Origin of the sequence: Dactylosporangium sp. NPDC051485, from assembly GCF_040682015.1 — a bacterium.
Lineage (GTDB): Bacteria > Actinomycetota > Actinomycetes > Mycobacteriales > Micromonosporaceae > Dactylosporangium.
Window position 1 is genome coordinate 37,447 of the sequence record NZ_JBFAZW010000047.1, and the last position, 24,556, is coordinate 62,002.

The window sequence follows — 24,556 nt, forward strand, 5'->3', positions numbered from 1 at the left end:
CGTCAGGCCTCCTTCGGGCGGTTACGACGGGTCGCGGAGCCCTCGTCGGTCGTCGGGGCGTGCTCCAGCACGCGCCCGAGGCCACTGACCCTCGGTGACAAGAATGCCTTGCTACGAGCGAAGAGCGTCATGATCGGATGGCGGAAGAGGAACACGACCACCAGGTCGAGGATCGTCGCCACGCCCAGCGCGAAAGCGAAGCCCTTGACCGAGCCGATCGAGACGAAGTACAGGATCGCCGCGGCCATCAGGGTGATCGTGTTGGCCGAGATGATCGTGCGGCGGGCCCGGACCCAGGCGCGCGGCACCGCGCTGCGTGGACTTCGGCCCTCGCGGATCTCGTCCTTGAGCCGCTCGAAGTAGATGACGAACGAGTCTGCGGCCACACCGAGCGAGACGATGAATCCCGCGAAGCCGGCGAGGCTCAGCGTGAAGCCGATCCAGCGGCCCAGGATCACCAGCGCCATGAAGACCAGCACGCCGGAGAGCACAAGGCTGATCATGATGACGCCGCCGAGCAGCCGGTAGTAGAAGAACGAGTAGAGCACGACCAGCAGCAGGCCGATGCCGGCGGCGAGCAGGCCCGCCTCCAGGTGGGAGCTGCCCAGGGTGGCCGAGATGCTCTGCGCGTCCTGCGACTTGAACGACAGCGGCAGGGCGCCGTAGTTGAGCTGGCTGGCCAGCAGCTGGGCCTCGCTCTTGGTGAACGTGCCGCTGATCTCCGCGTCGCCCGGGATCACGTTCTGGATCGTCGGGGCCGAGACCACGCCGTTGTCGAGGACCACGGCGACCTGCTTGCTGTTGGAGCCGTTGTTGTAGGCCTCGCGGGTCAGGTCGGTCCAGCGGTTCTGCCCGTCGCTGTGGAAGGACAGGTTGACCGTCCACCTGCCGCTCTGCGAGCTGATGCTCGAGCTGGCCTTCGACACGTCGGTGCCGAGGACCTTGGCCTCGTCGAGCTGGTACTTGATGCCGGGGCCGCAGGCGACGACCTTCTCCTTGTCGTTGCGGATCGAGCCGACGGGCCGGTGGTTGAGCTTGTCGCAGTTGACGTACGGGATGTTGTACTGCATCGAGGCCGGCAGCACGGCGACCTCTTCCGGCGTCAGGTCCTTGAAGCCCTTGTACTGATCGGCCTTGTCCGGCGCCTGGCTGAAGTCGATCGGCGACTGCTCGGCGAGCGCGGCGGCCCAGACGCCGGCGCCGAGCTTCTTCTGCACCGCGGCGCGCTGGGTGGCGACGTCCGGGGCGACGGACTCCGACGGGGGGGCCGAGGCGTCCGCGGCGGCGGCGCTGCCGCTGGGCGTGGCGGTGGCCGACGGCGTGGCCGAGGCGGACCCGCTCGGGGAGGCCGGCGCCGACGCGGACCCGCTCGGGGCCGGCGCCGAGGCGCTGGTGGAGGCCGGCGTGCTGGGCGAGGCCGACGGGTTGGTCGCGCCGGTGTCGCCGGTCTGGTTGAGCACCGTGCGGAAGCGCAGCTCGGCGGTCTGGCCGATCTGCTTCAGCCGGTCGTCGCTCTTGCCGGGCAGGGAGACGACGATGTTGTTGTTGCCCTCGACGACGACCTCGGCCTCGGCCACGCCCAGGCCGTTGACCCGCTGGTCGATGATGCGGCGAGCGTTCTCCATCTGTTCCTTGGTGGGCGGCTTGTTGCCCTCCAGGTTCTGGGCCTGCAGCGTGACCGTGGTCCCGCCGATCAAGTCAAGGCCGAGCTTGGGCTCGAGCCGGTCGCGCCATCCGCCATTGCCGCCGAACCATACGATGGCGGCGAGCACGATGAAGATGGCGGCCAGCACGGCGAGCTGGCGGCTCGGGCGCATCGGTGCCTGAGGTTGTGCCACGGCTGTCGGGTCTCCCTACACGACGCCGGCGGGGTTCGCGCGGCGTGAATGTTTCAACAGAGCGGGCTTGCGAGCAGGACTTCAGTCGCCGTCGGTCTTGGAGGAGTCCGAGCCGTCGGACTCCTCATCGGCGGCGTCCTCTTCGACGGCCGCCTTCTTGTTGACCTTGGCGATGGCCGCACGGGCGTACTTGGCGGTGACGCCCGGCGCGATCTCCAGGAGCACAGTGTCGTCGGTGACCTCGACCACCGTGCCGTACAGCCCGCCGACCGTCACGACCTCGTCGCCCAGGCCCATCGCGGACTGCATGTTCTCGACCTCGCGGCGGCGCTTCTGCTGCGGGCGGATCATGAGGAAGTACACGAAGGCCGCGAAGGCGACGACGACGAGGAGCGGAAGTGCGCTGCTGCCGCCCGAGTTGGCGTCGGCGTAAGACACGAGTGGTGGCCTTCCCTGTTCGAGTGGACTGCATCCGCGCAGCGGATCGCGGCGAGTCTAGTCGGTGTGTCGGAGACCACGCAGACCGGCATCTGTCACGGTCGCATCACGACACGCTGGGAGCTAAGGCTCCAAGCTGAACAGATCCGGTGTTTGTGACAAGCCGCTTGCGGGATTTCCGCCCCCGACGGTACCAGCGGGAGCTGGGATTCCAAGGTGGCGCCATGCGTCCGACGTGGCGATACGGCCACGCGGAGTGCGCGCGATGAGGCCCGAACGCAGCAGGAACGGCTCACAGACCTCCTCCACCGTATCGGGCTGCTCACCGACGGCGACCGCGAGGGTGGACAGGCCGACCGGCCCGCCGCCGTGACGCAGCAGGGCCATGAGCACGGCGCGGTCCAGCCGGTCGAGGCCGAGCTCGTCGACGTCGTACACCCGCAGGGCCGACCGGGCCGCCTTCAGGTCGACCACGCCGTTGCCGCGCACCTCGGCGTAGTCGCGGACCCGGCGCAGGAGCCGGTTGGCGATGCGGGGAGTGCCGCGGGAGCGCCGCCCGATCTCCACCGCCCCCTCTTCCATGATCGGCACGTCGAGAATCCGCGCCGACCGCGTGATGATCTGCTCGAGCTCCTCGGGCTCGTAGAACTCGAGCTGCCCCACGAACCCGAAGCGGTCCCGCATCGGGCCGGTGAGCAGGCCGCTGCGGGTCGTGGCGCCGACCAGCGTGAACGGCTCGACGTCGAGCGGGATGGCGGTCGCGCCCGGGCCCTTGCCGACCACCACGTCGACCCGGAAGTCCTCCATGGCGGTGTACAGCAGCTCCTCGGCCGGCCGGGCGATGCGGTGGATCTCGTCGATGAACAGCACGTCGCCGTGCTGCAGGCTGGTGAGCACGGCGGCCAGGTCGCCGGCCCGCTCGATGGCCGGCCCGCTGGTCATCCGCAGCCCGGCGCTCAGCTCGGCGGCGACGATCATGGCCAGCGTGGTCTTGCCCAGCCCCGGCGGGCCGGACAGCAGGATGTGGTCGGGCGGGCTGCCGCGGCGCAGGGCGCTGTGCAGCAGCAGGTGCAGCTGCTCACGGACCCGGTGCTGGCCGATCAGCTCGGCCATGCGCTTCGGGCGCACGGACTGGTCGGCGACCGCGTCCTCGTCGGAGGCGAACGCGCTGATCAGGGGGTCGGTCATCGCAGGGTGCCCAGCATCCGGATGGCCTGCTTCAACAGGACCGGCACGGGCGGCGTGGTCCCCCCGTCGAGCTGCTCGGCGACCGCGGCCACCGCCTGGTCGGCCTGCCCGGCGGTCCAGCCGAGCCCGATGAGGGCCTGGCGGACCTGGTCGTGCCACAGCGCGCCGGCCCCGACGCCGATCAGCGCCGCGCCGTCGCCCGGCAGCGCACCGATCTTGTCGCGCAGCTCCAGCACCAGGCGCTCGGCCCCCTTCTTGCCGATGCCGGGGACCCTCGTCAGCGTGGAGGTGTCGCCGCCGGAGATTGCCCGCCGTACGACATCGGGGGTATGGACGGAGAGGACGGCCTGGGCGAGGCGGGGCCCGACCCCGGTGGCCGTCTGCAGGAGCTCGAACAGCTGCCGGGCCTCGTCGTCGGCGAAGCCGTAGAGGGTGAGCGAGTCCTCCCGGACCACCAGCGAGGTGGCCAGCCGGGCCTCGGTCCCCACCCGCAGGTCGGCCAGCGTGTGCGCGGAGCACTGCACGAGGAGCCCGACGCCGCCGACCTCGATGACCGCGCCCTCCGGCGACACCGCCATCACCTTGCCGCGAACGCTCGCGATCACCGGGCCCTCCTCAATGCGGTGCTCAGGCGCTCGCGCGCCCCGCCCCGCCAGACGTGACAGATGGCCAAGGCTAAGGCGTCGGCGGCGTCGGCCGGGCGCGGCGCCACCTCGAGTCGCAGCAACCTGGTCACCATCGCGGTGACCTGGGCCTTGTCGGCGCTGCCGTTGCCGCTGACGGCCGCCTTGACCTCGCTCGGGGTGTACATCTGCACGGGCAGGCCGGCCCGTGCGGCGGCGAGGATGGCCACCGCCCCGGCCTGGGCGGTCCCCATCACGGTCCGCACGTTGTGCTGGCTGAAGACCCGTTCCACGGCAGCGCTCTGCGGCTCGTGCTCGGCCACCACCTCGGCCAGGCGCCGGTCGAGGTTGAGCAGCCGCAGCGACAGGTCCATGTCGGGGTCGCTGCGGACCACCTCGACGTGCACGAGCTTGCAGGGGCGCCCCGGCAGGCCGTCGACCACCGCGACGCCGCACCGGGTCAGCCCCGGGTCGACCCCGAGCACGCGCACCCGACACCCCCTCATACGTGTGTTCGACACCCTAGCTGACGATCGTGCGGGACTTTCGCCGCGACACACACACCGAAGGCCCGGAAGGTATGTGGGTGGCCCCCATGGGACGGGCGCGCCGAGCCTCGTTACGTTTCCCGCCATGACGACGCCACGCCCCGATTCGCCATCGCACGTGGTCGCCCTGGACCTGCGGGGACGCACCGCGCTGGTCACCGGGGCCGGCAGCGGCATCGGCCGCAGCGTGGCGGCGCGCCTGGCCGCCGCCGGGGCGCGCGTGGTCGCCGTGGACCGCGACGCGGAGCCGCTGAGGACCCTCGCCGACGAGGCCGGCGTGGTCCCCGTCGTGGCCGACCTGGCCGACCTCGACGCGATCGAGCACCGCCTGGCCGGGCACCTCGACGCCGACGTGCTGGTGAACAACGCCGGCCTGCAGCACGTGGCGCCGCTGGGCGAGTTCCCGCCGGAGCGCTTCGGCCACATTCAGGCCGTGATGGTGGCCGCCCCCTTCCGGCTGGTGCGGGCCGTGCTGCCGCACATGTACGCCGGGAACTGGGGCCGCATCGTGAACATCTCGTCGGTGCACGGCCTGCGCGCCTCCCCCTTCAAGGCCGCGTACGTGACCGCCAAGCACGCCCTGGAGGGCCTGTCCAAGACGGTCGCCCTGGAGGGCGCGCCGCACGGGGTCACCGCCAACTGCATCAACCCCGCCTACGTGCGCACCCCGCTGGTCGAGGCGCAGATCGCCGACCAGGCCCGCATCCACGGCATCGCCGAGTCCGAGGTGGTCGAGAAGATCATGCTGACCAGCGCGGCGATCAAGCGGCTCATCGAGCCCGCCGAGGTCGCCGAGCTCGTCGCCTACCTCTGCACCGACGTCGCGGGCTTCATCACGGGCACGTCGCTGTCGATCGACGGCGGCTGGACCGCACACTAGGGCATGTGACGATGCTGGAGTACCTCGAACTGCTGGCCCGCGAGGCGGCCGCCGTCGAGTTCGAGGGCCCGCTCGTCGCCGCCCGCAGCGCCGGCCTGCCGCCCGAGCGCATCGCGGAACTGGAGCAGGCCAAGGTCGTGGCCCTGCGGGTGCGCGCCCTGCTGGAGCGGCGCCGGCGGCGCGAGGAGGAGCTCTCCGGCCTCTTCGACACCGCCAGCGACCTGGCCGGCCTGCGCGACGTCGACGCCGTGCTGGCCGCCATCGTGCACCGCGCGCGGACGCTGCTGGGCGCGGACGTGGCCTACCTGACCCTCACCGACGAGGCCCGCGGCGACACGTACATGCGGGTCACCGACGGCTCGATCTCCGCCCACTTCCAGGCGCTGCGCCTGCCCATGGGGGCCGGCCTCGGCGGGCTGGTCGCGCAGACCGGCAGCCCCTACGTGACCGCCGACTATCCGCGCGACGCCCGCTTCCGGCACACCGGCGACATCGACGCCGGCGTGGGCGAGGAAGGGCTGGTGGCGATCCTCGGGGTACCGCTGCGGCTCGGCTCCCGGATCATCGGCGTGCTCTACGCGGCCAACCGCTCCGCCCGCCCCTTCGCCCGCGAAGAGGTGTCGCTGCTCGTCTCCCTCGCCGCCAACGCCGCCGTCGCGATCGACACCGCCCGCCTCCTCGGCGAGACCCAGGCCGCCCTGGAGGAGCTGTCCGCCGCCAACGGCGTCATCCGCGCGCACAGCGACTCCGTCGAGCGCGCCGCCGCCGCTCATGATCGAATGACCGCACTCGTACTGCGGGGAGCCGGCGTCGAGGACGTCGCCGCCGTCGTCGTGGAGGTCCTCGGCGGCTCCCTCCTCGTCCTGGACGCCGAGAACCGCACGCTCGCCCTGGTCGGCGAGCTGGCCCAGCCGGACCCCGGCGCGATCGCCGAGGCCCTGGCCGCCTCCCGCACCGAGGGCCGCAGCGTCCGCCGCGGCCGGCTGTGGCTGGCGGCCGTCGTCGCGGGCGCGGAGAACCTCGGCGCCCTGGTCCTGCGCCCCGACAGCTCCCTGGTCGACGCCGACCAGCGCATCCTCGAGCGGGCCGCGGTCGTCACGGCGCTGCTGCAGCTGTTCCGCCGTACCGTCGCCGAGGCCGAAGGCCGGGTCCGCGGCGAACTCCTCGACGACGTCATCACCCGCCCGGTCCGCGACGCCGACGCCCTGCGCGCCCGGGCCAAGCGCCTGGGCGTGGACCTCGACGCCCCGAACGTCCTGGTCGCCATCGGCGCCGACGCCCTCGCCGCCGGCTCGATCCGCCAGCGGGCCGTCTCGTGGGCCCAGACCTACGCCCAGACCCGGTCCGGCCTGGCCGCCGCCCGCGACGGCCACGTGGTGCTGCTCATCCCCGGCGACAACCCCGGCACCGCCGCCCGGCTGGTCGCCCGCGACCTGGGCAAGCTCCTGGCCCGCCCGGTGACCGCCGGCGCGGGCGGCCCGGCCGGCGCCCCGGAGGCGATCGCCGCCGCCTACCGCGACGCCGAGCGCTGCGTCACGGCCCTGACCGCGCTGGGCCGCACCGGCACCGGCGCCGGCATGGCCGAGCTGGGCTTCGTGGGGCTGCTGCTGGGCTCGGCCCCGGACGGGCGCGACGGGGACGTGCGCGCCTTCCTCGCCGGCACCATCGGCCCGGTGGTCGACTACGACGCCCGGCGGGGCACGGCGCTGGTCAAGACCCTGGAGTCGTACTTCGGCGTGGGCGGCAGCCTGACCCGGGCGGCGGAGGTGCTGCACGTCCACGTCAACACGGTCACGCAGCGCCTCGAGCGGATCGCCCAGCTCCTCGGCCCGGACTGGCAGAAACCGGAACGCGCCCTGGAGGTACAGCTGGCGCTGCGCCTGAACCGGCTGCAGCAGTAGTGGGGCATGTTCGACATGTCGGGCGCTGGCGCGCCACGACATGTCGGATTTATACGGCGTCGGGCGGAAAATCGGACAGGCGCATTTAGTTATGGCCACAAGTCCGGGTCGGCGCCGGTGTGGCCCAGCGGCTGCACGTCCTCTGCGCCCAGCAAGGAGCGCCGATCCGCGCGTCGACGTGACGCGGGCGCCGAGCACGGGTCCATCCCGACCCGTGGCGAAACGCGGCCGGCCAACGCCACGAGCCGGAAGGGGGCACCTACGCCGCGCGACGAAGGCGCCCGGCCAACGCCACGAGCCGTAAGCGCGCCGATGTGCACCGCGGGCCAGCACCCGCCCTGCCGGCGCCGCGGGCCGTGGCCGACCGGCGCCACGAGCCGGAACCGCGCCGGTCCACGCCGCGGGCCGGAAAGCGCCGGTCGACGCCGCGGGCCGAAAAAGCGCCGGTCGACGCCGCGGGCCGGAAAGGCGCCGGCCCGGCGCCGCTTGCGACAGCGGGCCGGGCCGGGATGCGGAGAGGACGCGATCAGGCGTGGGCGCCGCGCAGGACGAAGTCCACCAGGCTCTCGGCGAAGTTGTCGTCCGGCACGTTCGGGTTCCAGCGCAGCATGTTCTGGGCCAGGCTCGGCCCCGACAGGACCAGCAGGCACATCTCGACGTCCAGGTCGGCGCGCAGCTCGCCCGAGGCGATGCCGCGGCGCAGCACCACCCGCATCAGCTCGCGGCGGGGCTCCACGACGCCCTGGTAGACGCGCTGCATCTCCTGGCTCTTGAACAGCTCGGGCATCAGGCAGGCGGTGGCCTTGCCGTACTGCGCCATGCGCTTGTTGCGCATCGAGGCGACCAGGGTTACCAGGTCGTCGCGGGCCGACTCGCCGCGCGGCTCGGGCAGGGGGCCCTTCATCGCCAGCACGGCGTCGATGAGCAGGGCTTCCTTGTTGGGCCACCGGCGGTAGATCGTCGCCTTGCCGACGCCGGCCTTCGCGGCGACCGCCTCGATCGAGATGGCGTCGGCGCTCTGGCCGCCGCTGAGCAACTCGAACACCGCCTCGACGATCGCCTCGTCGACCCTGGCGCTGCGGGGCCGGCCAGGACCCTTGCGATCCTGGTCAGGCACCACATCCACGCTGAGCGTCATAGTCTCCATTGTTACCGAGTTTTCACACCGAGGCTACTCACCGGTTTCCTCCCGCCCTCACTCACCGACCGTCACCAGCTCCACGCCCTGCTCCTCGGCCAGGCCCTCGGCGCTGGTCGGCGCCGGGGCGGCGGCGGGGCGCTTGCTGGGCAGCCAGACGGCGGCCACGACCGCGCCGAGGACGGCGAAGATCGCGGAGCCGACGGCGGCGTTGTGCATGGCCGCGATGAAGGCGTCGTTGGCGTGCTGGATCAGTGCCTGCCCGGCGGGCCCGGCGTGTGCCGCCACGCCGTACGCACCGGAGATCGACTCACCCGCAGCGTTCTTCGCGGCGGCCGGCAGGCCGGCCGTGGCGCCGGAGATGTGGTCGCGGTACACGGAGGAGACGACGGCCCCGAGGGCGGCCACGCCGAGGGCGCCGCCGACCTGCCGGATGGTGTTGCTGACGGCCGAGCCGACGCCGGCCTTCTCACGGGGAAGCGCCGACATGATCGACTCCGTCGCGGGCGGCATCACGTTGGCCATGCCGACGCCCATGACGAAGAACAGCGCGCCGACGATCCAGATCGGGGTGGTCGCGGTGACGAACACCCACGAGGCCAGGCCGACCGCCACGAGCAGGAGGCCGGTGGTGCTGACCGCCTTCGGACCGAAGCGCTTGACCATCGCGGCGCTGCGCGGGGCGAAGATCATCTGGGCGGCGGCGAAGGGGACGAACAGGGCGCCGGAGGCCAGCGGGCCGTAGCCGCGCACCAGCTGCAGGTAGAACGCGCTGGTGAACATGATGCCCATGGCCGCGAAGAAGACCAGGCCGATCATGCCGGTCGAGGCGCTGAACTTGCTGTTGGCGAAGAGCCGCACGTCCAGCGACGGGAACTCGATGCGCCGCTCGTAGAGGACGAACGCGGCCATCACGACCACCGAGGCGACCAGCGTGCCCCAGGCCTCGGGCTTGCCGAAGCCCTTGTCGCCGCCCTCGATCACGCCGTACGTGAGCAGGGTGAGGCCGATGATGGACAGCAGCACGCCGAAGAAGTCGATGCGGCCCGGGCGCGGGTCGCGCGACTCGGGGATGAGGGCGTTGACCAGGATCAGGCCCGCGATCACGATCGGGACGTTGATCAGGAAGACCGAGCCCCACCAGAAGTGCTCGAGCAGCAGGCCGCCGACGATCGGGCCGATCGCGACGCCCAGGCCGACGGCGCCGGCCCACACGCCGATGGCGCGGCCGCGCTCGCGCGGGTCGAAGACGTTGGCGATGATCGACAGGGTCGAGGGCATGACCGCCGCGGCGCCGAGGCCCATCAGAGCCCGGGCCCAGATCAGCTGGTCGGGCGAGCCGGCGTACGCCGAGACGAGCGAGGCGATGCCGAACAGCGCCAGGCCCACGGTGAGGGTGATGCGCCGGCCGAGGCGGTCGGCGAGGATACCGGCAGTGAAGAGCAGGCCGGCGAAGACCAGCGTGTAGGAGTTGATCGCCCACTCCAGCTGGCTCTGGGTCGCGCCCAGGCCCTTCTGCGGGTCGGCGATGGTGCGCATGGCCACGTTGAGGACGGTGTTGTCCAACACGACCACGAGCAGGCTGATGACGAGCACGCCGAGGATCGCCCAGCGACGCGGGTGTCCTGTGTTGGGTGCTGCCTGAGTTGCTGCGTCCACGGTGTTGCTCCCCCTGGATTGAACGCGCGAAAACGATACGGAACGGTTCCGTATCAACGTAGCCCCGGCGGGGTCGATACGGAACCGTCTCGTATTGAAAAGTGCGTCCCATCACACGCGACGCCACCTGTGGAATACACCGGCGACCGGTGCCCGCACATGGATCGGCCCTCCCCCCGCAGTACTCCAACCGCGGAGGGAGGGCCGTGCTCGGCGCCGCCGGAGTTACCGGGCGGCGGCCGCCAGGGGCGCCTGGTAGGTCTTGAGCAGCGCCGCCTTGTCGGCGTCGACCGTCTTCCAGTCGTCCTTCAGGACCCCGCCGGTGTCACCGGAGTTCGGGTTCCAGGACCAGTACGTGTAGCTGAGCCCGTTGTCCTTCAGGTAGGAGAAGAGGTTGCGCTGCCAGATGCCCTCCAGGTCCTTGTTGCCCTGGTCGTCCTTCTCGGCCACGGAGCGGCCGCCGAACTCGCCGACCAGCACCGGGGCGGTGTTGCTCTTGACCAGGTAGCCGAACTGCTTGTCCCACAGGGCCGGCATGTTCGCCGGGAACGACGGGTCGTTGAACCACTGCTGGGACCAGACCTTCGGGCTGTAGTCGTGCGCGGAGTACACCAGCTTCGTCTGATCCGACAGCTTGACCGGGTGCTCCTTGGCGCCCTGCAGGTTGCCGCCCCACCAGTAGCCGTCGCTCTGGCCGTCGGCCGTCTTGTGGTTCTCGATGCCCTCGACCAGGATCAGCCAGTTGGGGTTGGCCTTGAGGACCGCGTCGCCGGCCCGCTGCGCGGCGGCCTGCCAGTCGGTCTTGGCGTTGCCGTCGCCCCAGGTGGCCTCGCCGTGGGGCTCGTTGTGCAGGTCGGCGCCGACCACGAGCGGGTTGTCCTTGTAGTGCTTGGCGAGCATCACCCAGTCGGAGATCCAGCGGTCCTCGGAGACCTTCTCCGTGTACCAGAGGTTGCTCTGACCGGACGAGTCCGGGCGGTGCCGGTCGAGGATGACCATCATGCCCCGCTTGGTGGCGCCCTCGACGACCTTGTCCATGATCTGGGGACCGGTCAGGCCCTTCAGGTCCGGGTTGAGCGCGTAGTCGACGCCGTTGGGCTTGGCGGCCGCGTCGAAGAGCTCGTTGCTGAACGGCAGGCGCATCGAGTTGAAGCCCTGGCCGACCATCTGGTCGAGCATGTCGTCGAGGTTGCGCGACCACAGCCCGTGCGGCGCGAACGTGTTGGTCTCCAGACCGAACCAGTTGACGCCGGTGAACGTCACGGTCTCGCCGCGGGCGTCCACGATCCGGCTGCCCTCGGCATGCAACGGCATCTGCAACCGTTGCGTGGAGTCCGACATCGCCGGGTGGACCTTCTTCTCGTCATGCAGCAGCAGCGGCACCGTTGCCACTGCGGCGACGGCGAGCGCGACCAGTGCGGAAATCCAGTAAAGGCGCGTGCGACCCATAAAGCTGACCTGTCCTCACGTTTGACGGCGGGGCAGGTCAACACGCTACGGATTACTGGAATATCCAGTCAGCGTACAAATGCCGGATTTGCGCCTGTACCAATTGGAGGAGATTTGCCGGATCCGGGTTCAGTGATCGGTGGGGATGCTCTCCCACTCCGCCGCGCGCACGACGGCCTCGAGCTTTGAGCGGGCGCCCATCTTGCTCAGCAGGTGGCGCACGTGGCTGCGGACCGTCGTGTAGCTGATGCTCAGCTCGCGCGCGATGTCCCGGTTGTCCCGGCCCTCCGCCATCAGGCCGAGAATCTGCCGCTCGCGGGGCGTGAGGGTATCAAGCCGGTGGGCGTGCTCCCGCGACCGGCGGGCCTCCTCCCGCCGCCGGGACAACAGCTTGGCCAGCTGGCGGGCCGGCACCAGGATCTCGCCGTCCACGGCCCGGCGCACCGCCTCGGCGACGTCGGCCCCGCCGGCGCTCTTGACGAGGTACCCGGCCGCCCCGGCCTCGAGGGCGGTGAGGATGACCTGGTCGCTCTGGTCGGCGCTGAGGAAGACGACGGCGATCTCCGGCTGGTGCGCCCGCAGCGCCGCCACCGCCTCGGCCCCGGTGCCGTCGGGCAGCCAGAAGTCGCACAGCACCACGTCGAGCCGCTCGATGTCGGCGAGGTGCTCGACCTCGCCGACCGAGCCGGCCAGCGCCACCACGCGCAGCTCCGGGTGCTCGTTGAGCAGGGCGGCCAGCCCCTCCGCGACCACCTGGTGGTCCTCGACGATCAGCACGCGGTACGGCGGACGACCACTCACGGGGATGCTCCTTTGGACTCGAGGTCGGCGCCGCGCGGCACCCAGAACGTGACGGTGGTGCCGAGACCGGGCCCGCTGCTGATCCGGAACCACCCGCCGGCCAGTTCCGCCCGCTCCCGCATGAGCAGCAGCCCGAGGTGACCCGGGTCGGTGCGCAGGTTCTCCGCGCCGGCCCCGTCGTCGACCACCCGGACCAGGTAACCGCCGTCCTGCTCGCCGAGGGTCACCGTGCACCGGTCGGCGTCGGCGTGCTTGCCGACGTTGGCCACCGCCTCCTGCAGCATCCGGTACAGCAGCAGCCGGGTCGGCAGCGCGGGCTCGGCGGTGAGCCGGTCCTCGACCGTCACCTCCAGGCCGTGCTGCTCGGCGAGGTCGTCGAGCAGGTCGCCCGTGGCGGCGGCGAGCCCGTCGTCGGACAGCCGGGGCGGGCGGAAGTCGAAGATGAGCCGGCGCAGCCGGGCGGCCGCCTGGACCAGCGACCCCTCCAGCCGGTCCAGGATGGCGAGGTCGGCCGGGTCGCTCAGCCGCCGGCGCAGGTGCTGCAGGCGCAGGGTGGCGGCGGTGATCACCTGCAGGCTGTCGTCGTGCACGCCGGCCGCGATGCGGGCCCGCTCCCGCTCCTGGGTGACGATCAGGTCGCCGAGCAGGTCGCCCTGCTCCTGCCCGGTCACCGTGAGCCGGGCGATGCGCTGCTCCAGGCTGGCCCGGCTGTGCCCGGGCTGGCTCTGGTCGTCCACGGCCAGCACCAGCAGGCCGCTGGGGTCGCCCTCCAGGGTGCGGGCGCGCACGTCCACGGCCAACTCCCGCCCGCCGGGCAGGCGGACCGTCGCCGCCACGGGGCGCTCGGTCGAGAACGCCGGGTCACCGGCGAAGAGCTCGGCGACCCGGCGTCCCACGAGGTCGGCGGTCGTGCGCTGGAACAGCGCCTCGGCCGCGCTGCTGGCCAGGCGCACCACCCCGGCGGCGTCGAGCACGATCAACGCCTCCGGGGCGGCGCGGAAGGCCTGCCAGTACACCTGCGTCAGTTCTCCAGATCCTTGGGCACGACGTACGGCTTGGCCGGCGGGATGTCGACCGGGCCGCCGGACTTGTCGACCTTGAAGTTGACCGTCGCGGTGGCGTCGCTGCGCTGGCCGTGCAGCTCGAAGACCACGGTGTCCTCGGTGTTGCCCGGGATCGTGTACTGCCCAACGGCCCGGGCGGCACCCTTCGCGTCCACCCGGAACGCGGCCACCAGCTGCGGCGTGGCCCCCTTGGCGGTCCTGACGGTCACGTGCACGGCCTCGTTCGGGGCAAACTGGGTGGCGTAGAAGTTCACCATGGTGCCGGGCAGGCCGCCGTAGGCGTTGGTGCGCGCCTGCGGGGTGAACGGCAGGATGGTGAAGCCGGTGGAGACCGCGGCCCGGCTCTGCTCGCCGGTGAAGACGAGCGACTGGGCCCCCTTGAGCTGGAACGGCATGATCAGGCCGGCGCCCTTGAACGTGCCGGCGTCGCTGGTGGCGATGGCCATGACCGGCTGGCCGCCGGCCGCGTTGAGCCGCACCAGGACCCGCTCGCTCGGGGCGAAGCCGGAGCCCGAGAAGGTGATCTTCTGGGTCGCCTTCACCGCGTACGGCGCCAGCTTGATCGACGGGTACAGCCGCAGCACCTGGAACGGCGCGCTGGCCGCCGCCCCACTCGTCTTGCCCACGACCACCAGACTGGTCGTCCCGACGGCCGTGACCCCGACTCTGATCGGCGTCTTACCCACCGCGCCACCCTCGTCGGCCTTGAGGGTGAGGTTCGGGTCGCCGTTGATCCGCCCCCAGTAGACGTTGAGCTGCTCGCCCGGGGAGAAGCCCTTCACCGACAGGTTGACCGTGTCGCCGGGCTTGCCGACCACCGCGGACAGCGTCGCCTGCCCGGCCCCCTGGGCCACCGCGGCGTCGGCCTTGGCCACCTTGTCGCTGCTGCCGCGGGCCTGTGCGGTCACCTCCTGCACGGGCGCGGTCATCTTGCTCGGCATGGTGAAGTTCGCGGTGAACACGCCCCACTTCCCCGCCTTCGCCGTGGCCACCTGGTGCGGCTTGGCGTCGGGGCCCGCGCTCTTCGCGGGCTTCTGGCCCGGCTGCGACGACGGCCCGAGGTACACGTCGACCATGGAACCCTGGTCGAAGCCGGAGCCCTGGACGGTGACGCCGCCGCCAAGCCGCACGAGGCCCGGGTTCAGGGTGATCATCGCCGTACCGCCACCATGGACCATGACGCCGTTGAGATCGATCGTGGGCGGCGGCGGGGCCTTGGTCTCCACCTCACTCGGCGTCTCGTCCGCGCCGTGGCTCAACCCCGGCGCGCTGATGCCGAGCGCCGGCAGCAGCGACCGGCCCACCAGCACCATCAGCAGCGCCGCGGCGCCGGCCAGCAGTACTCGCTTTCCCGACAGCTTGACCTTGTTCTTGTTCCGCTTCCGGCGCCCCTTGCCGCGCGGGATCGCGGGTCGATGCTTAAGCGATTGCATCAGGACTCCTACGACGTATTGCCGATCTTCACGATTGACAGCGAGACATCGCCCCGGGTGGCCTGCCAGACGGTCTGGCCGTGCTGGTCGATCGCCTCGATGATCCAGGTCTCGCCGCCGCGCTGGAGGGCGTCGCGCATCTTGTTCGACATCACGACGTAGTCCACGTTCTCCCAGCTGGAATGGAAGACCTTGTCCCGCACGTCCGGGTCGGACGTGGCCTTGTAGTGCGGGTGCGCGTTCTTGTACGCCGGCTTGGCGTCGTGCAGCGACACCCAGATGTCGTCGTCGATGATGAGCCTGGCGTTCGGCGAGATGTTGTGCCGAATCCAGGCCACCTGCTGTTCCTGCAGCCGGGTGAGCGGCAGCCGGTACGCGTCGCTGAACTCCAGTTCGCCCTTCGCGTTGTACTTGACCAGGAACCCGCCCGGCATCACCAGCACCGGCACCAGCAGGCAGGCGACGAGTACCGCCGCCCCGGCCTGCTTGGTGCGGCGGGTGAGCCAGCCGAAGAACATGCCCAGGTTCAGCGCGAAGAGCGGCACCATCGGCGCGATGTAGAAGTCCAGCAGGGCGCTGCGGCTCAGGTAGAACGCGTAGCCCAGCGTCATCAGCCCGCAGGCCAGCATCGGCGTGCGCAGCCGCCGGTTGCGCCGGCCGGCGATGAGCACCAGCACGGTCGCCGCGGCGCCGGCGATCAGCAGGTAGCGGTCCTTGAACAGCCAGCTCTGCTGCAGCAGGTAGGTGAACGACAGGCCGTTGGAGCTGTTGGAGTTGCGGTGCATCTGCCACCAGATGGTGTTGAGCAACGACACGTGGCCCTTGAGCTGGTTGTTGTCCGGGCTGAAGTGGAAGTCCTCCGGGAACAGCTCGTTCTTGATCTGCGCGAACAACAGGTAGGTGGTCACCGGCACCAGCACCGTGAACCACCAGAAGCTGACCCCGAAGCGCCGGTTGTTCTGCTCCTTGATCGTCTTGTGCAGCAGGTACGCGCACCCCGGCAGCAGGAAGACCGCGTTCTCCTTGGTCACCAGGGCCAGGCCGAAGCAGAAGCCGGCGCCCATCGCCGTGACGATCCGCCCGTCGCGGCGGGCCAGCAGGAAGAGCCCGAGCAGGATCCAGAACATCATGAGGTTGTCCAGCAGGACCTGGCGCTGGTAGTACACCCCGAGCGGGCTCAGGTTGAACACGAAGGTGGCCAGGAACGCCGCAGGCTTGGAGCCCGTGAAGCGCCGGATGATCTCGAACATCAGGAAGACCGACGCCAGGTGGACGATGAGCATGAGCACCCGGCCGGTGTTGAGCGCGTTGCCGAACGCGGAGAACCCGCCCGGCAGCACACCGACCCAGCCGGCCAGGGCCAGCCAGCCCATCGGGGCGTGGTCGTAGAAGTACGTGTACGGGGAGAGCTTGCCCTGCCTGAGCACCGCCCAGGCCTGCTCCATGTAGATGCCTTCGTCGGTGAGGTACAGCGGGTACCGGAACATGTTCCAGCCGTGGCTGACCAGCCCGATGAGCAGGCACAGGGCGATGATCGCCTTCGGGGCCTTGTCCGGCTTGCCCGCGGTACCGGATGCGGGCCTCGGCCGTGGTTTGGTAAGCGTGTCAGCCGACATTGGTCAGCTCCGAAACCTCGGTGCGGTGGGCGCCGACGTGGGCCGTCTTCTCCCAGTTGGTAGCGCCCTTGAGCTGGCGGTACAGCGCCCGGGCGGCCGCGTAGGAGAGCACCATCTGATACGGGAACCAGGTGAGCGCCATCTTGAGCACCGTCCCCGGCCCCGCCTTGAGCCCGTGCGCGCTGGTGAACTCGTACAGCCCGACCACGGACATGACGAAGTGCGCGCCGAGCAGCAGGACCGGCAGCCAGGACAGCATCGCCACCGGCACCGGCACGCTGAGCACGAAGGCGCTCAGCACCGCGACCGGCAGGTAGAAGCCCAGCATCGCCTGGACGTGCGGGAACGCGAGCGTGTACCAGGCCAGGAAGCGCTGCCGCCGGTTGGGCATCAGCTTCCAGGTCCCTTTGCCCAGGGTCTGCATGAAGCCCTGGCACCACCGGGTGCGCTGCTTGATGAAGCTCTGCAGCGTCGGCGGGGTCTCCTCCTTGGTCACGTACCGGTCGTCGTAGACCACCCGGACCTTCTCCCCCATGCTGGACACTCGCAGGCCGATGTCGGCGTCCTCGGTGAGGTTGGTCTCGTCCCAGCCGCCGAGCCGCTCGATGAGCTCCCGCTTGAAGAAGACCGTGTTGCCGCCGAGGGTGATCGCGCCGTTCTTGGCGTGGTAGTGCAGCCGGCTGCGAAACCAGAAGAAGTACTCCAGCACGTTGAACGTCGAGTACCAGTTGGAGTCGAAGTTCATCAGCTGCACGCCGGCCTGCACGACGGCGACGTCGTCGGAGAGCATGATGGTGTTGACGATGTCGAACAGCTCGGGCTGGACCTCGTCCTCGGCGTCGAAGATGGCCACGACGTCGTTGGTGGCGTAGCGCAGTGCCGTGTTGAGGCCGTGTGGCTTGTTGATCGGCCCGTCGTCGAAGACGACCACGTCCACGTTGTTGCGCCCGGCCACGCGCAGCGCATCGACCTGCGCCCGGGCCCGCTCGATGGTGCCGACGTCGTCGGCCGAGCAGACCACCAGGATCTGCACCAGCTGGGGCGGGTAGTCAGCGGACGCGGCGCGGGCGATGGTGTGCTGGATGACTTCCTCTTCGTGCCGTGCCGGGAGGATTGCGGTGAAGGAAATTTCCGGCGTAGCACGTTGATCGGGGACGCGTGCCTTGGCGTCCGCCTCCGGCTGATCCCACGTGTAGATCATCAGATACAGGGCGTGGGCCGCCTGCACCGTCAGCACCAGCGAGATCAGGGTGAGCACGGCCAACACCATCTGCTCCATCGGTGTGTTCACTCCAAATCCACTTCGAGCTGACGGCGAAGTTGACCCCGAATCCGGCCGCGATGCCGACCAGGTTGGCGGGGAGGTAGTGCATGCCGAGGCCGACGAGCAGCTGCACCACGACGACGTTGACCGGCATCGCGGCCAGGCCGGCAAGGCTGAAGTACGCGAACCGCTGCAGCGACAGGCGTCGGCGCCGAAAGGTCCACACTTCATGCAGGACGTAGTTGGATACGAGGGCGATCTCAACCGCCGCCACGGTGGCCGGCAGCAGCGCGAGCCCGAGCAGCCCGTGCAGCACGAGCAGGGCGGCGTTGTTGACGACGACACCGCTGACTCCCACCAGGGAGAACCGGCTCAGCCGGTGCAAGTAGGGCGTCACGCTCCCAACCGTGCCGACGGGCGGCCCCCCGGCACATCACGCCGCGGTTCTGTCGGGCCGGCGACCTTCGGTCTCCCCCATTCGGTGTAGTTCGATTGGCTCCGCCGCCTGCGGTACTGGCGGCCGTTGCGGGGTATACGGGGCCCGATGAGTATCAGGATCTTGATCGCCGACGACCACGCAATGGTCCGCGAGGGGTTGCGCAGCTTCCTGTCGCTCAGCAGCGACCTGGAGACGGTGGGCGCGGCGGCCGACGGGCGGGAGGCCGTGGCGCTGACCCACGAGCTGCGCCCCGACATCGTGCTGATGGACCTCCTCATGCCGGTCCTCGACGGGATCAGCGCGATCGCGGTGATCCGCCGCGAGCTGCCCAGCGTCGAAGTGGTGGCGCTGAGCGGGTACCTGGAGCCGCAGCTGATCGCCGACGCCCTGCACGCCGGCGCGGTCGGCTACCTGCTCAAGGACACCGACGCCGAGGAGTTACACCGGGCCGTGCGGGCCGCGGCCGCGGGCCAGGTGCAGCTCTCCCCGGCGGTGGCCGCCCGGCTGGTCCGCGACGTGCACGTGCCGACCGCCCCGCCGCAGCTGACCCGCCGCGAGGAGGAGGTCCTCACGCTGCTGGCCCGCGGCCGGGCCAACGGCCAGATCGCCCGGGAGCTGCACATCGCGCCGCAGACGGTCAAGACGCACGTGAGCAACATCCTGCAGAAGCTCAACGCCGAGAGCCGCACCCAGGCCGCGCTCTACGCGATGCGGGTCGGCCTGGTCCCTGTGCACGCGGCGGCTCCTTCGTGACCGCCGTGTTCGTGCTCGACGCCCGCGGGTTCGTCCTGACCGGCTCCGGCCCGGAGGACCTCGTGGATCGCGAGGTCGCCCTCGATGCGATGGCGACCGGGCGGGCGGTGCGCACCGAACGCATGGCCTACCTGCCGGTGGCGGGCGGGCTGCTGGCCGTCGGCGGGCGGCGGGCGCCGCAGCCGGATGGCCTGGCCCCGTTCGTGCCGCTGGCCGAGCTCCTGCTGGCCTCGGCGGCCGAGCCGGCCCGGCTGGCCCGGGACCTGCACGACTCGGTGGTGCAGACGCTGTACGGCATCAGCCTCGGCGCCGGCACCGCGGCCGAGCTGCTGCACGGCAACCCGGCGCACGCCGAGGCGTCGCTGGCCTGGATCAAGGAGACCGCCGCGGCCGGCCTGACCGACCTGCGCGGGATCATCCTGCGGCTGCGCCCGGAGACCCTTGTCGGCGCGGGCCTCGCGACCGCGCTCAGGGGCCTGTTCGAGACGCTGCGCAATGCCCCCGGCAACAACCCTGCCCACGTGAACGGCACCGCACCGGGCAGCGACCGGGGGTGGGGCCTGCAGCTCGACGCCGATCCGCCGGTCAGCCCGCAGGTCGAGGAGGCGCTGTACCGCATCGCGCTGGAGGCCCTGGCCAACGCCGCCCGGCACGCCGAGGCCTCGCAGGTGACCGTGCGGCTGGCCGGCGACGACGCCCAGGTCGTGCTGGAGGTGATCGACGACGGCGTCGGGTTCGCCCCGGACGGGCCGCACCCGGGCCGCCTCGGGGTGCGCTCGATGCGCGAGCGGGCCATGCTGCTCGGCGGCACCCTCGACATCCGCAGCGCGCCCGGCAGGGGCACCGTGGTCCGCGCGGCCCTTCCCATCGGGTGAGGGGCGCCCCGCCCGGCAGCGGGCACCGTGGATGCATGCACGTGGTTGTCGACCTCACCAAATGCCAGGGGTACGCCCAGTGCGCCTTCCTGGCCCCGTCCGCCTTCCAGATCCAGGGCGACGAGGCCCTCGTCTACGACCCCGAGCCCGGCGAGGAACAGCAGGAACGGGTCCGCCGCGCGGCCGCCGCCTGCCCGGTGCAGGCCATCCAGATCGACCGGCTGGCCACCCAGGACATGCCGCCGGTGCGGATCAGGGACGGCGCCAGCCGGATCGTCGTCGTCGGCGCGTCGCTGGCCGGGCTGCGGGCCGCCGAGGCGCTGCGCGAGGAGGGCTACACGGGCGCGCTGACCCTCATCGACGACGAGCCCTACGGCCCCTACGACCGGCCGCCGCTGTCCAAGCAGGCACTCAGCGGCCGCATACGGCCCGACGGCACCGGGCTGCCCCGCCGGCCCGACCTCGACGCCCAGTGGCGCCTCGGGGTGCGCGCCACCGGGCTCGACCTCGCGCTGCGCCGGGTGCAGCTCGGCGACGGCACCTCGGTGCCGTTCGACCGGCTGCTCATCGCCACCGGCGTGCGGGCCCGGCCTTGGCCGGACCCCGTCGAGGCGGCCCTGGACGGGATGTTCGTGCTGCGGACCCGCGACGACGCGGTACGGCTGCAGCACCACCTGACGCCCGGAGGGGACCTCCCGCGGCCGGGCCGGGTGCTGGTGGTCGGGGCCGGGTTCACCGGCTCCGAGGTCGCCTCGACGTGCCGCCAGCTGGGCCTGGACGTCACCGTGGCCGAGGCGGCGGGCACGCCCCTGGCCGGCGCGCTCGGCGGCCTGGTCGGCGGGATCGCCGCCGACATCCAGCGCGAGCACGGCGTCGACCTGCGCTGCGGGGTCACCGTCGAGCGGATCGACGGCGACGGCACGCGGGTGCGCCGCGCCCACCTCTCCGACGGCACCGCCCTCGACGTCGACGTGGTGGTCGCCGCGCTCGGCGGCATCCGCAACGTCGAGTGGCTGGCGAGCTCGGGGCTGGCCGTCGGCCCGTGGGGCGTGGCCTGCGACGCCGGCTGCCGCGCCTTCGACGTCAACGGCGTGGTGACCGACGACATCTTCGTGGCCGGCGACGTGGCCCGCTCGCCCAACGCCATGTTCGGCTACCAGTTCCTGGCCCTGGAGCACTGGGCCAACGCGGTCAGCCAGGCCGAGGTGGCCGCGCACAACATGGTCAGCGACGAGTCGGAGCGCTGGCCGCACCTGCACATGCCGCAGTTCTGGTCGCTGCAGTTCGGGACGAACATCAAGTCCGTGGGCGTACCGACCTTCGCCGATGAGGTCGCGGTGACCCAGGGCTCGGTGGCCGAGCGCCGGTTCACGGCCGTGTACGGGTACAAGGGGCGCATCACCGGGGCGGTCACCTTCAACCAGGCCAAGTGGCTGCCGTTCTACCGGCACCTGATCGAGCAGGCGGCGCCCTTCCCGCCGGCGTTCCCCGCCGTCGACCGCCCCGACGACATCCTGCCCGTGCCGGCCGACGTGCCCTCCCGCACGCTGCTGGCCCGGGACGCCACCGTGGTGGTCACCGGCCACCGCCCGACCACCGTGCGGAGCGCGTGATGAGCACTGCCGTCGGATCCGTCTTCGGCGCGATCCTGGATCCCGTCAACCGCCACGATCCTTATCCGCTGTACACCTCCCTGCGCCGGACCCCCGTCGTGCGCGCGCCGGACGGGTCCTATGTGGTCTCGACGTTCTCCTCGATCGCGGCCCTGCTGCACGACCCGCGGGTGAGCTCGCGCACCGACGAGCCGGAGCTGCTGGGGCTGCCGCCCTCGTTCCTGAGGCTGGACCCGCCCTCGCACGACCGGATGCGGCGGCTGGCGACGCGGCCGTTCGGCCCGCCGCACTCCCCGCACAAGGTGGCCGACATGGAGCCGTGGCTGGCCTCGCTGGCCGGGGAGCTCATCGGGGAGTTCCCGCCGTCCACAGTGGACCTCGTCGACCAGTTCGCCTACCCGCTGCCGGTGCGCGTCATCTGCGGGCTGCTCGGCGTGCCGCTGGAGGACGAGCCGCGCTTCCGGGCCTGGATCGACGAGGCACTGAACCACGTCGAACCGGACCGGCAGGCGCTGGAGGATCTCGCGGCGTACCTCGGCGACCTGGTCGACCGCCGCATCACCGAACCGGGCGAGGACCTGCTCTCGGCCCTGGCCACCGACGACGGCCCCGACGGCCGGATGACCCGCGCCGAGCTGGTCAGCACGGCCATGCTGCTGCTCATCGCCGGCCACGAGACGACGGTGAACCTCATCGCCAACGGCTGCCTGGTCCTGCTGCGCCAGCCGCTGTGGCTGGAGCGGCTGATGGCCGAGCCGGGGCTGATCGTGCCCTTCGTCGAGGAGGTGCTGCGCTACGACCCGCCGGTGCAGATGGTGCGCTGGCGGACCGCGCTGGCCGACATCCCGATCGCCGGCACCACCATCCCGCAGGGCGCCCCGATCACCCTCGCCCTGGCCGCCGGCAACCGCGACCCGGAGCAGTTCACCGACCCGGACCGCTTCGACCCGGGCCGCCGCCCGGCCCAGCACCTGGCCTTCGGCGACGGCATCCACTACTGCTTCGGCGCCCCGCTGGCCCGCCTGGAGGCCCAGCTGGCGCTGTCCGCCCTCGCCCCGGTCCTCGTGCGCGCCCGGTTGCTGGAGGACCCGCCGGTGTACCGCACCAGCGCCATCCTGCGCGGCCCGCGCCACCTCAGGGTCGCCCTGGACTGACCCCCGACGCCATCCTGCACGGCCCCGCGCCACCTCAGGGTCGCGCTGGACTGAACCCCGATCCGGCGCGGACCAGGCCGGACTCGTAGGCGTACACCACCGCCTGGACCCGGTCGCGCAGCCCGAGCTTCATGAGCACCCGCGCCACGTGCGACTTCACGGTCGCCTCGCCGAGCGTGAGGGCGGCGGAGATCTCGGCGTTGGACAGCCCCCGGGCCATGAGTCGCAGCACGTCGGCCTCCCGCCCGGTCAGCTCGGCCAGCGCGGCCGGCGGGCGCGGCCCCGGCTGCCCGGCGAACGCGGCGATGACCCGGGTGGTCACCGCCGGGTCGAGCAGCGCCTCGCCGGAGGCGACCACCCGGATCGCGGTGAGCAGGTGCTCGGGCGAGGAGACCTTGAGCAGGAACCCGCTCGCCCCGGCCCGCAGCGCGTTGTAGAGGTTCTCGTCGGTGTCGAAGGTCGTCAGCGCGACGATCCGCGGCGGCGACGGCGCGGCCAGCAGGGCCCGGGTCGCAGCCAGCCCGTCCTGCCGGGGCATCGCGATGTCCATGAGCACCACGTCGGGCCGCAGCCGCCGGGCCAGCGCCACCGCCTCGATCCCGTCCCCGGCCTCCCCCACGACGGCCATGTCGGGCTCGGTCTCGATCACCATCCGCAGCCCGGCCCGCACCATCTTCTGGTCGTCCGCGACGACCACCTTGATCTGGCCCATGTCACCACCGGCCTTGTTCTGACTCATGCCGCCACCAGGCCTTGTTCTGACTCATGCCGCCACCGGCTCATGCCGCGACCGGTAGCCGTGCGTGCACCGCGAACCCGCCACCGGCCCGCGGCCCCGCCGTCAGGTCCCCGCCGAACAGCGCGGCCCGCTCCCGCATCCCGATCAGCCCCTGACCGGTCCCGGCCGCCGGCCCACCCGCGCGCCCGCCGTCGTCGGCGACGGTGAGGTGGACGCCGTCGGGGGCGTAGCGCACGCCGACGGTCACGGCCGTCGGCCCCGCGTGCTTGAGCACGTTGGTCAGGGCTTCCTGCACGATGCGGTACGCCGAAAGGTCCGCCGCCGGCGCCAGCGCCACGGGCTCGCCCTCCCGTCGCAGGGTGACCGCCAGCCCGGCCTCCCGCATCTGCGCGAGCAGGTCGTCGAGGCGCTCCAGCCCGACCGGCGGATCGGCCGCGCCCTCCCCGCGCAGCAGCCCGAGCGTGCGCCGCAGTTCCCCGACCGCATCCCGCCCGGACGCCTCGATGCTGCGCAGCAGTTCCCCGTCCACGGGCAGCCCGGCGTCGAGCCGCCGCCGCACCACGCCCGCCTGGATGACCATGACGGTGACGCTGTGCGCCACCATGTCGTGCAGCTCGCGCGCGATCCGGCCGCGCTCGTCCAGCACCGCCTCCCGGGCGCGCCGGTCGGCGGCGCGGCGTTGCTGTACCGCCAAGGCCGCCCCCAGCCCCCAGGGCGTCAGCGGGAAGAAGAACGCGCCCATCGGATCATCGGGGTCGACGCTCCAGAACGTGACCGCCGTCGCGAGGACGAGCCCCAGCCCGATCCACTTCCTCCACCCGGACGGGTGCATCCGCCCGGCGGTGAACGCGAAGATGATCATCGCGGCGAGCTGCCACAGCCGGTAGGTCACGACCCCGCCCGGGTACAGCAGCGCGTTGGCGTGCACGCAACTGGCCACGAGCCCGGCCAGCGGCGCCCGGCGGCGCAGCGCGACGAGCGCGGCGAAGACGGCGAGCGCGAACGGCCACCAGGCCCCCGGCATCCCCACGACAGCCTCTTCGGTGAGCGCGAACGCGACGAAGCCCGCCGTCACCGCCAGGTCGACCCGCATGTCCAGAGAAGCTACGGCGCCACCGGCGCAGCGGAACCCATCCGCCGGAT

21 protein-coding genes and 1 pseudogene are annotated in these 24,556 nt (G+C 71.7%); 6 read left to right on the forward strand and 16 right to left on the reverse strand.

Annotation, left to right across the window (positions count from 1 at the left end):
• Positions 1-2: 2 nt before the first annotated feature.
• From secD to ruvC, 5 genes are all read right to left on the reverse strand, one after another.
• Positions 3-1,838 carry a protein translocase subunit SecD gene (secD, locus tag AB0M46_RS25710; protein WP_363339744.1) on the reverse strand — a complete coding sequence of 612 codons (1,836 nt, stop codon included), beginning with the start codon at positions 1,836-1,838 and terminating at the stop codon, positions 3-5.
• An 81-nt stretch (positions 1,839-1,919) separates the two neighbouring features.
• Positions 1,920-2,276 carry a preprotein translocase subunit YajC gene (yajC, locus tag AB0M46_RS25715; RefSeq protein ID WP_363339747.1) on the reverse strand — a complete coding sequence of 119 codons (357 nt, stop codon included), beginning with the start codon at positions 2,274-2,276 and terminating at the stop codon, positions 1,920-1,922.
• A gap of 123 nt (positions 2,277-2,399) precedes the next feature.
• Positions 2,400-3,464: a Holliday junction branch migration DNA helicase RuvB gene (gene ruvB / locus AB0M46_RS25720; protein ID WP_363339750.1), complete on the reverse strand. Its 1,065-nt coding sequence runs from the start codon at positions 3,462-3,464 to the stop codon at positions 2,400-2,402.
• Positions 3,461-4,069: a Holliday junction branch migration protein RuvA gene (ruvA, locus tag AB0M46_RS25725; protein WP_363339752.1), complete on the reverse strand. Its 609-nt coding sequence runs from the start codon at positions 4,067-4,069 to the stop codon at positions 3,461-3,463. Before ruvA ends, ruvB begins: the two co-directional genes overlap by 4 nt.
• Entirely contained in the window at positions 4,066-4,578 is a 513-nt protein-coding gene (gene ruvC / locus AB0M46_RS25730) for a crossover junction endodeoxyribonuclease RuvC (RefSeq protein WP_363339754.1), read from the reverse strand. The genes ruvA and ruvC overlap by 4 nt, the downstream gene beginning before the upstream one ends.
• Before the next feature lie 142 nt (positions 4,579-4,720).
• On the opposite strand from ruvC, the gene AB0M46_RS25735 reads away from it, so the two are divergent.
• Complete coding sequence (locus tag AB0M46_RS25735; protein WP_363339757.1) at positions 4,721-5,515, forward strand: 3-hydroxybutyrate dehydrogenase; 795 nt, start codon at positions 4,721-4,723, stop codon at positions 5,513-5,515.
• An 11-nt stretch (positions 5,516-5,526) separates the two neighbouring features.
• Positions 5,527-7,416, forward strand: a complete 1,890-nt coding sequence (locus AB0M46_RS25740; protein WP_363339819.1) for a helix-turn-helix domain-containing protein — start codon at positions 5,527-5,529, stop codon at positions 7,414-7,416.
• Positions 7,417-7,942: 526 nt separating this feature from the next.
• Here the strand turns inward: AB0M46_RS25740 and AB0M46_RS25745 are convergent.
• The 9 genes and pseudogenes from AB0M46_RS25745 to AB0M46_RS25785 form a co-directional block, all read right to left on the reverse strand.
• Positions 7,943-8,554, reverse strand: a complete 612-nt coding sequence (locus tag AB0M46_RS25745) for a TetR/AcrR family transcriptional regulator (RefSeq protein ID WP_363339759.1) — start codon at positions 8,552-8,554, stop codon at positions 7,943-7,945.
• A gap of 57 nt (positions 8,555-8,611) precedes the next feature.
• Entirely contained in the window at positions 8,612-10,213 is a 1,602-nt protein-coding gene (locus AB0M46_RS25750) for an MFS transporter (RefSeq protein WP_363339761.1), read from the reverse strand.
• Between the two features lie 225 nt (positions 10,214-10,438).
• Positions 10,439-11,662: a glycoside hydrolase family 5 protein gene (locus AB0M46_RS25755; protein ID WP_363339763.1), complete on the reverse strand. Its 1,224-nt coding sequence runs from the start codon at positions 11,660-11,662 to the stop codon at positions 10,439-10,441.
• 129 nt (positions 11,663-11,791) lie between these two features.
• Positions 11,792-12,463 carry a response regulator transcription factor gene (locus tag AB0M46_RS25760; RefSeq protein WP_363339766.1) on the reverse strand — a complete coding sequence of 224 codons (672 nt, stop codon included), beginning with the start codon at positions 12,461-12,463 and terminating at the stop codon, positions 11,792-11,794.
• Positions 12,460-13,479, reverse strand: coding sequence for an ATP-binding protein (locus tag AB0M46_RS25765; protein ID WP_363339768.1), 1,020 nt, complete (start codon positions 13,477-13,479; stop codon positions 12,460-12,462). The genes AB0M46_RS25760 and AB0M46_RS25765 overlap by 4 nt, the downstream gene beginning before the upstream one ends.
• A 5-nt stretch (positions 13,480-13,484) precedes the next feature.
• Positions 13,485-14,960 (reverse strand): hypothetical protein, encoded by a 1,476-nt coding sequence (locus AB0M46_RS25770; protein ID WP_363339770.1) that lies wholly within the window; start codon positions 14,958-14,960, stop codon positions 13,485-13,487.
• 8 nt (positions 14,961-14,968) lie between these two features.
• Positions 14,969-16,576, reverse strand: coding sequence for a glycosyltransferase family 39 protein (locus AB0M46_RS25775; protein ID WP_363339772.1), 1,608 nt, complete (start codon positions 16,574-16,576; stop codon positions 14,969-14,971).
• Positions 16,566-17,834 carry a glycosyltransferase gene (locus AB0M46_RS25780; RefSeq protein WP_363339775.1) on the reverse strand — a complete coding sequence of 423 codons (1,269 nt, stop codon included), beginning with the start codon at positions 17,832-17,834 and terminating at the stop codon, positions 16,566-16,568. The genes AB0M46_RS25775 and AB0M46_RS25780 overlap by 11 nt, the downstream gene beginning before the upstream one ends.
• 94 nt (positions 17,835-17,928) lie before the next feature.
• Positions 17,929-18,237: pseudogene (locus AB0M46_RS25785) on the reverse strand (GtrA family protein); the annotation flags it as partial.
• A gap of 147 nt (positions 18,238-18,384) precedes the next feature.
• On the opposite strand from AB0M46_RS25785, the gene AB0M46_RS25790 reads away from it, so the two are divergent.
• From AB0M46_RS25790 to AB0M46_RS25805, 4 genes are read left to right on the forward strand one after another with little or no spacing between them, the layout of a single operon-like run.
• Entirely contained in the window at positions 18,385-19,032 is a 648-nt protein-coding gene (locus AB0M46_RS25790) for a response regulator transcription factor (protein ID WP_363339778.1), read from the forward strand.
• The gene (locus AB0M46_RS25795) at positions 19,029-19,907 is read left to right on the forward strand and encodes a sensor histidine kinase (protein WP_363339780.1); all 879 of its coding nucleotides are present in this window, start codon (positions 19,029-19,031) and stop codon (positions 19,905-19,907) included. Before AB0M46_RS25790 ends, AB0M46_RS25795 begins: the two co-directional genes overlap by 4 nt.
• A gap of 35 nt (positions 19,908-19,942) precedes the next feature.
• On the forward strand, positions 19,943-21,520 hold the full coding sequence (locus AB0M46_RS25800; RefSeq protein WP_363339782.1) for an FAD-dependent oxidoreductase: 1,578 nt from the start codon (positions 19,943-19,945) through the stop codon (positions 21,518-21,520).
• Complete coding sequence (locus AB0M46_RS25805) at positions 21,520-22,674, forward strand: cytochrome P450 (RefSeq protein WP_363339784.1); 1,155 nt, start codon at positions 21,520-21,522, stop codon at positions 22,672-22,674. Before AB0M46_RS25800 ends, AB0M46_RS25805 begins: the two co-directional genes overlap by 1 nt.
• 34 nt (positions 22,675-22,708) lie before the next feature.
• On the opposite strand, the gene AB0M46_RS25810 is transcribed toward AB0M46_RS25805, so the two are convergent.
• Positions 22,709-23,413, reverse strand: coding sequence for a response regulator transcription factor (locus AB0M46_RS25810; protein ID WP_363339786.1), 705 nt, complete (start codon positions 23,411-23,413; stop codon positions 22,709-22,711).
• 40 nt (positions 23,414-23,453) lie between these two features.
• Positions 23,454-24,506, reverse strand: a complete 1,053-nt coding sequence (locus tag AB0M46_RS25815; RefSeq protein WP_363339788.1) for a histidine kinase — start codon at positions 24,504-24,506, stop codon at positions 23,454-23,456.
• Positions 24,507-24,556 lie beyond the last annotated feature (50 nt).

Excerpts from the sequence above, each read along its gene's own strand:
- ruvB (WP_363339750.1), bottom strand. The coding sequence starts at position 3,464 with ATGACCGACCCCCTGATCAGCGCGTTCGCCTCCGACGAGGACGCGGTC.
- AB0M46_RS25735 (WP_363339757.1), top strand. The coding sequence starts at position 4,721 with ATGACGACGCCACGCCCCGATTCGCCATCGCACGTGGTCGCCCTGGAC.
- AB0M46_RS25740 (WP_363339819.1), top strand. The coding sequence starts at position 5,527 with ATGCTGGAGTACCTCGAACTGCTGGCCCGCGAGGCGGCCGCCGTCGAG.
- AB0M46_RS25745 (WP_363339759.1), bottom strand. The coding sequence starts at position 8,554 with ATGACGCTCAGCGTGGATGTGGTGCCTGACCAGGATCGCAAGGGTCCT.
- AB0M46_RS25755 (WP_363339763.1), bottom strand. The coding sequence starts at position 11,662 with ATGGGTCGCACGCGCCTTTACTGGATTTCCGCACTGGTCGCGCTCGCC.
- AB0M46_RS25770 (WP_363339770.1), bottom strand. The coding sequence starts at position 14,960 with ATGCAATCGCTTAAGCATCGACCCGCGATCCCGCGCGGCAAGGGGCGC.
- AB0M46_RS25775 (WP_363339772.1), bottom strand. The coding sequence starts at position 16,576 with ATGTCGGCTGACACGCTTACCAAACCACGGCCGAGGCCCGCATCCGGT.
- AB0M46_RS25790 (WP_363339778.1), top strand. The coding sequence starts at position 18,385 with ATGAGTATCAGGATCTTGATCGCCGACGACCACGCAATGGTCCGCGAG.
- AB0M46_RS25800 (WP_363339782.1), top strand. The coding sequence starts at position 19,943 with ATGCACGTGGTTGTCGACCTCACCAAATGCCAGGGGTACGCCCAGTGC.
- AB0M46_RS25805 (WP_363339784.1), top strand. The coding sequence starts at position 21,520 with ATGAGCACTGCCGTCGGATCCGTCTTCGGCGCGATCCTGGATCCCGTC.
- AB0M46_RS25810 (WP_363339786.1), bottom strand. The coding sequence starts at position 23,413 with ATGAGTCAGAACAAGGCCGGTGGTGACATGGGCCAGATCAAGGTGGTC.
- AB0M46_RS25815 (WP_363339788.1), bottom strand. The coding sequence starts at position 24,506 with ATGCGGGTCGACCTGGCGGTGACGGCGGGCTTCGTCGCGTTCGCGCTC.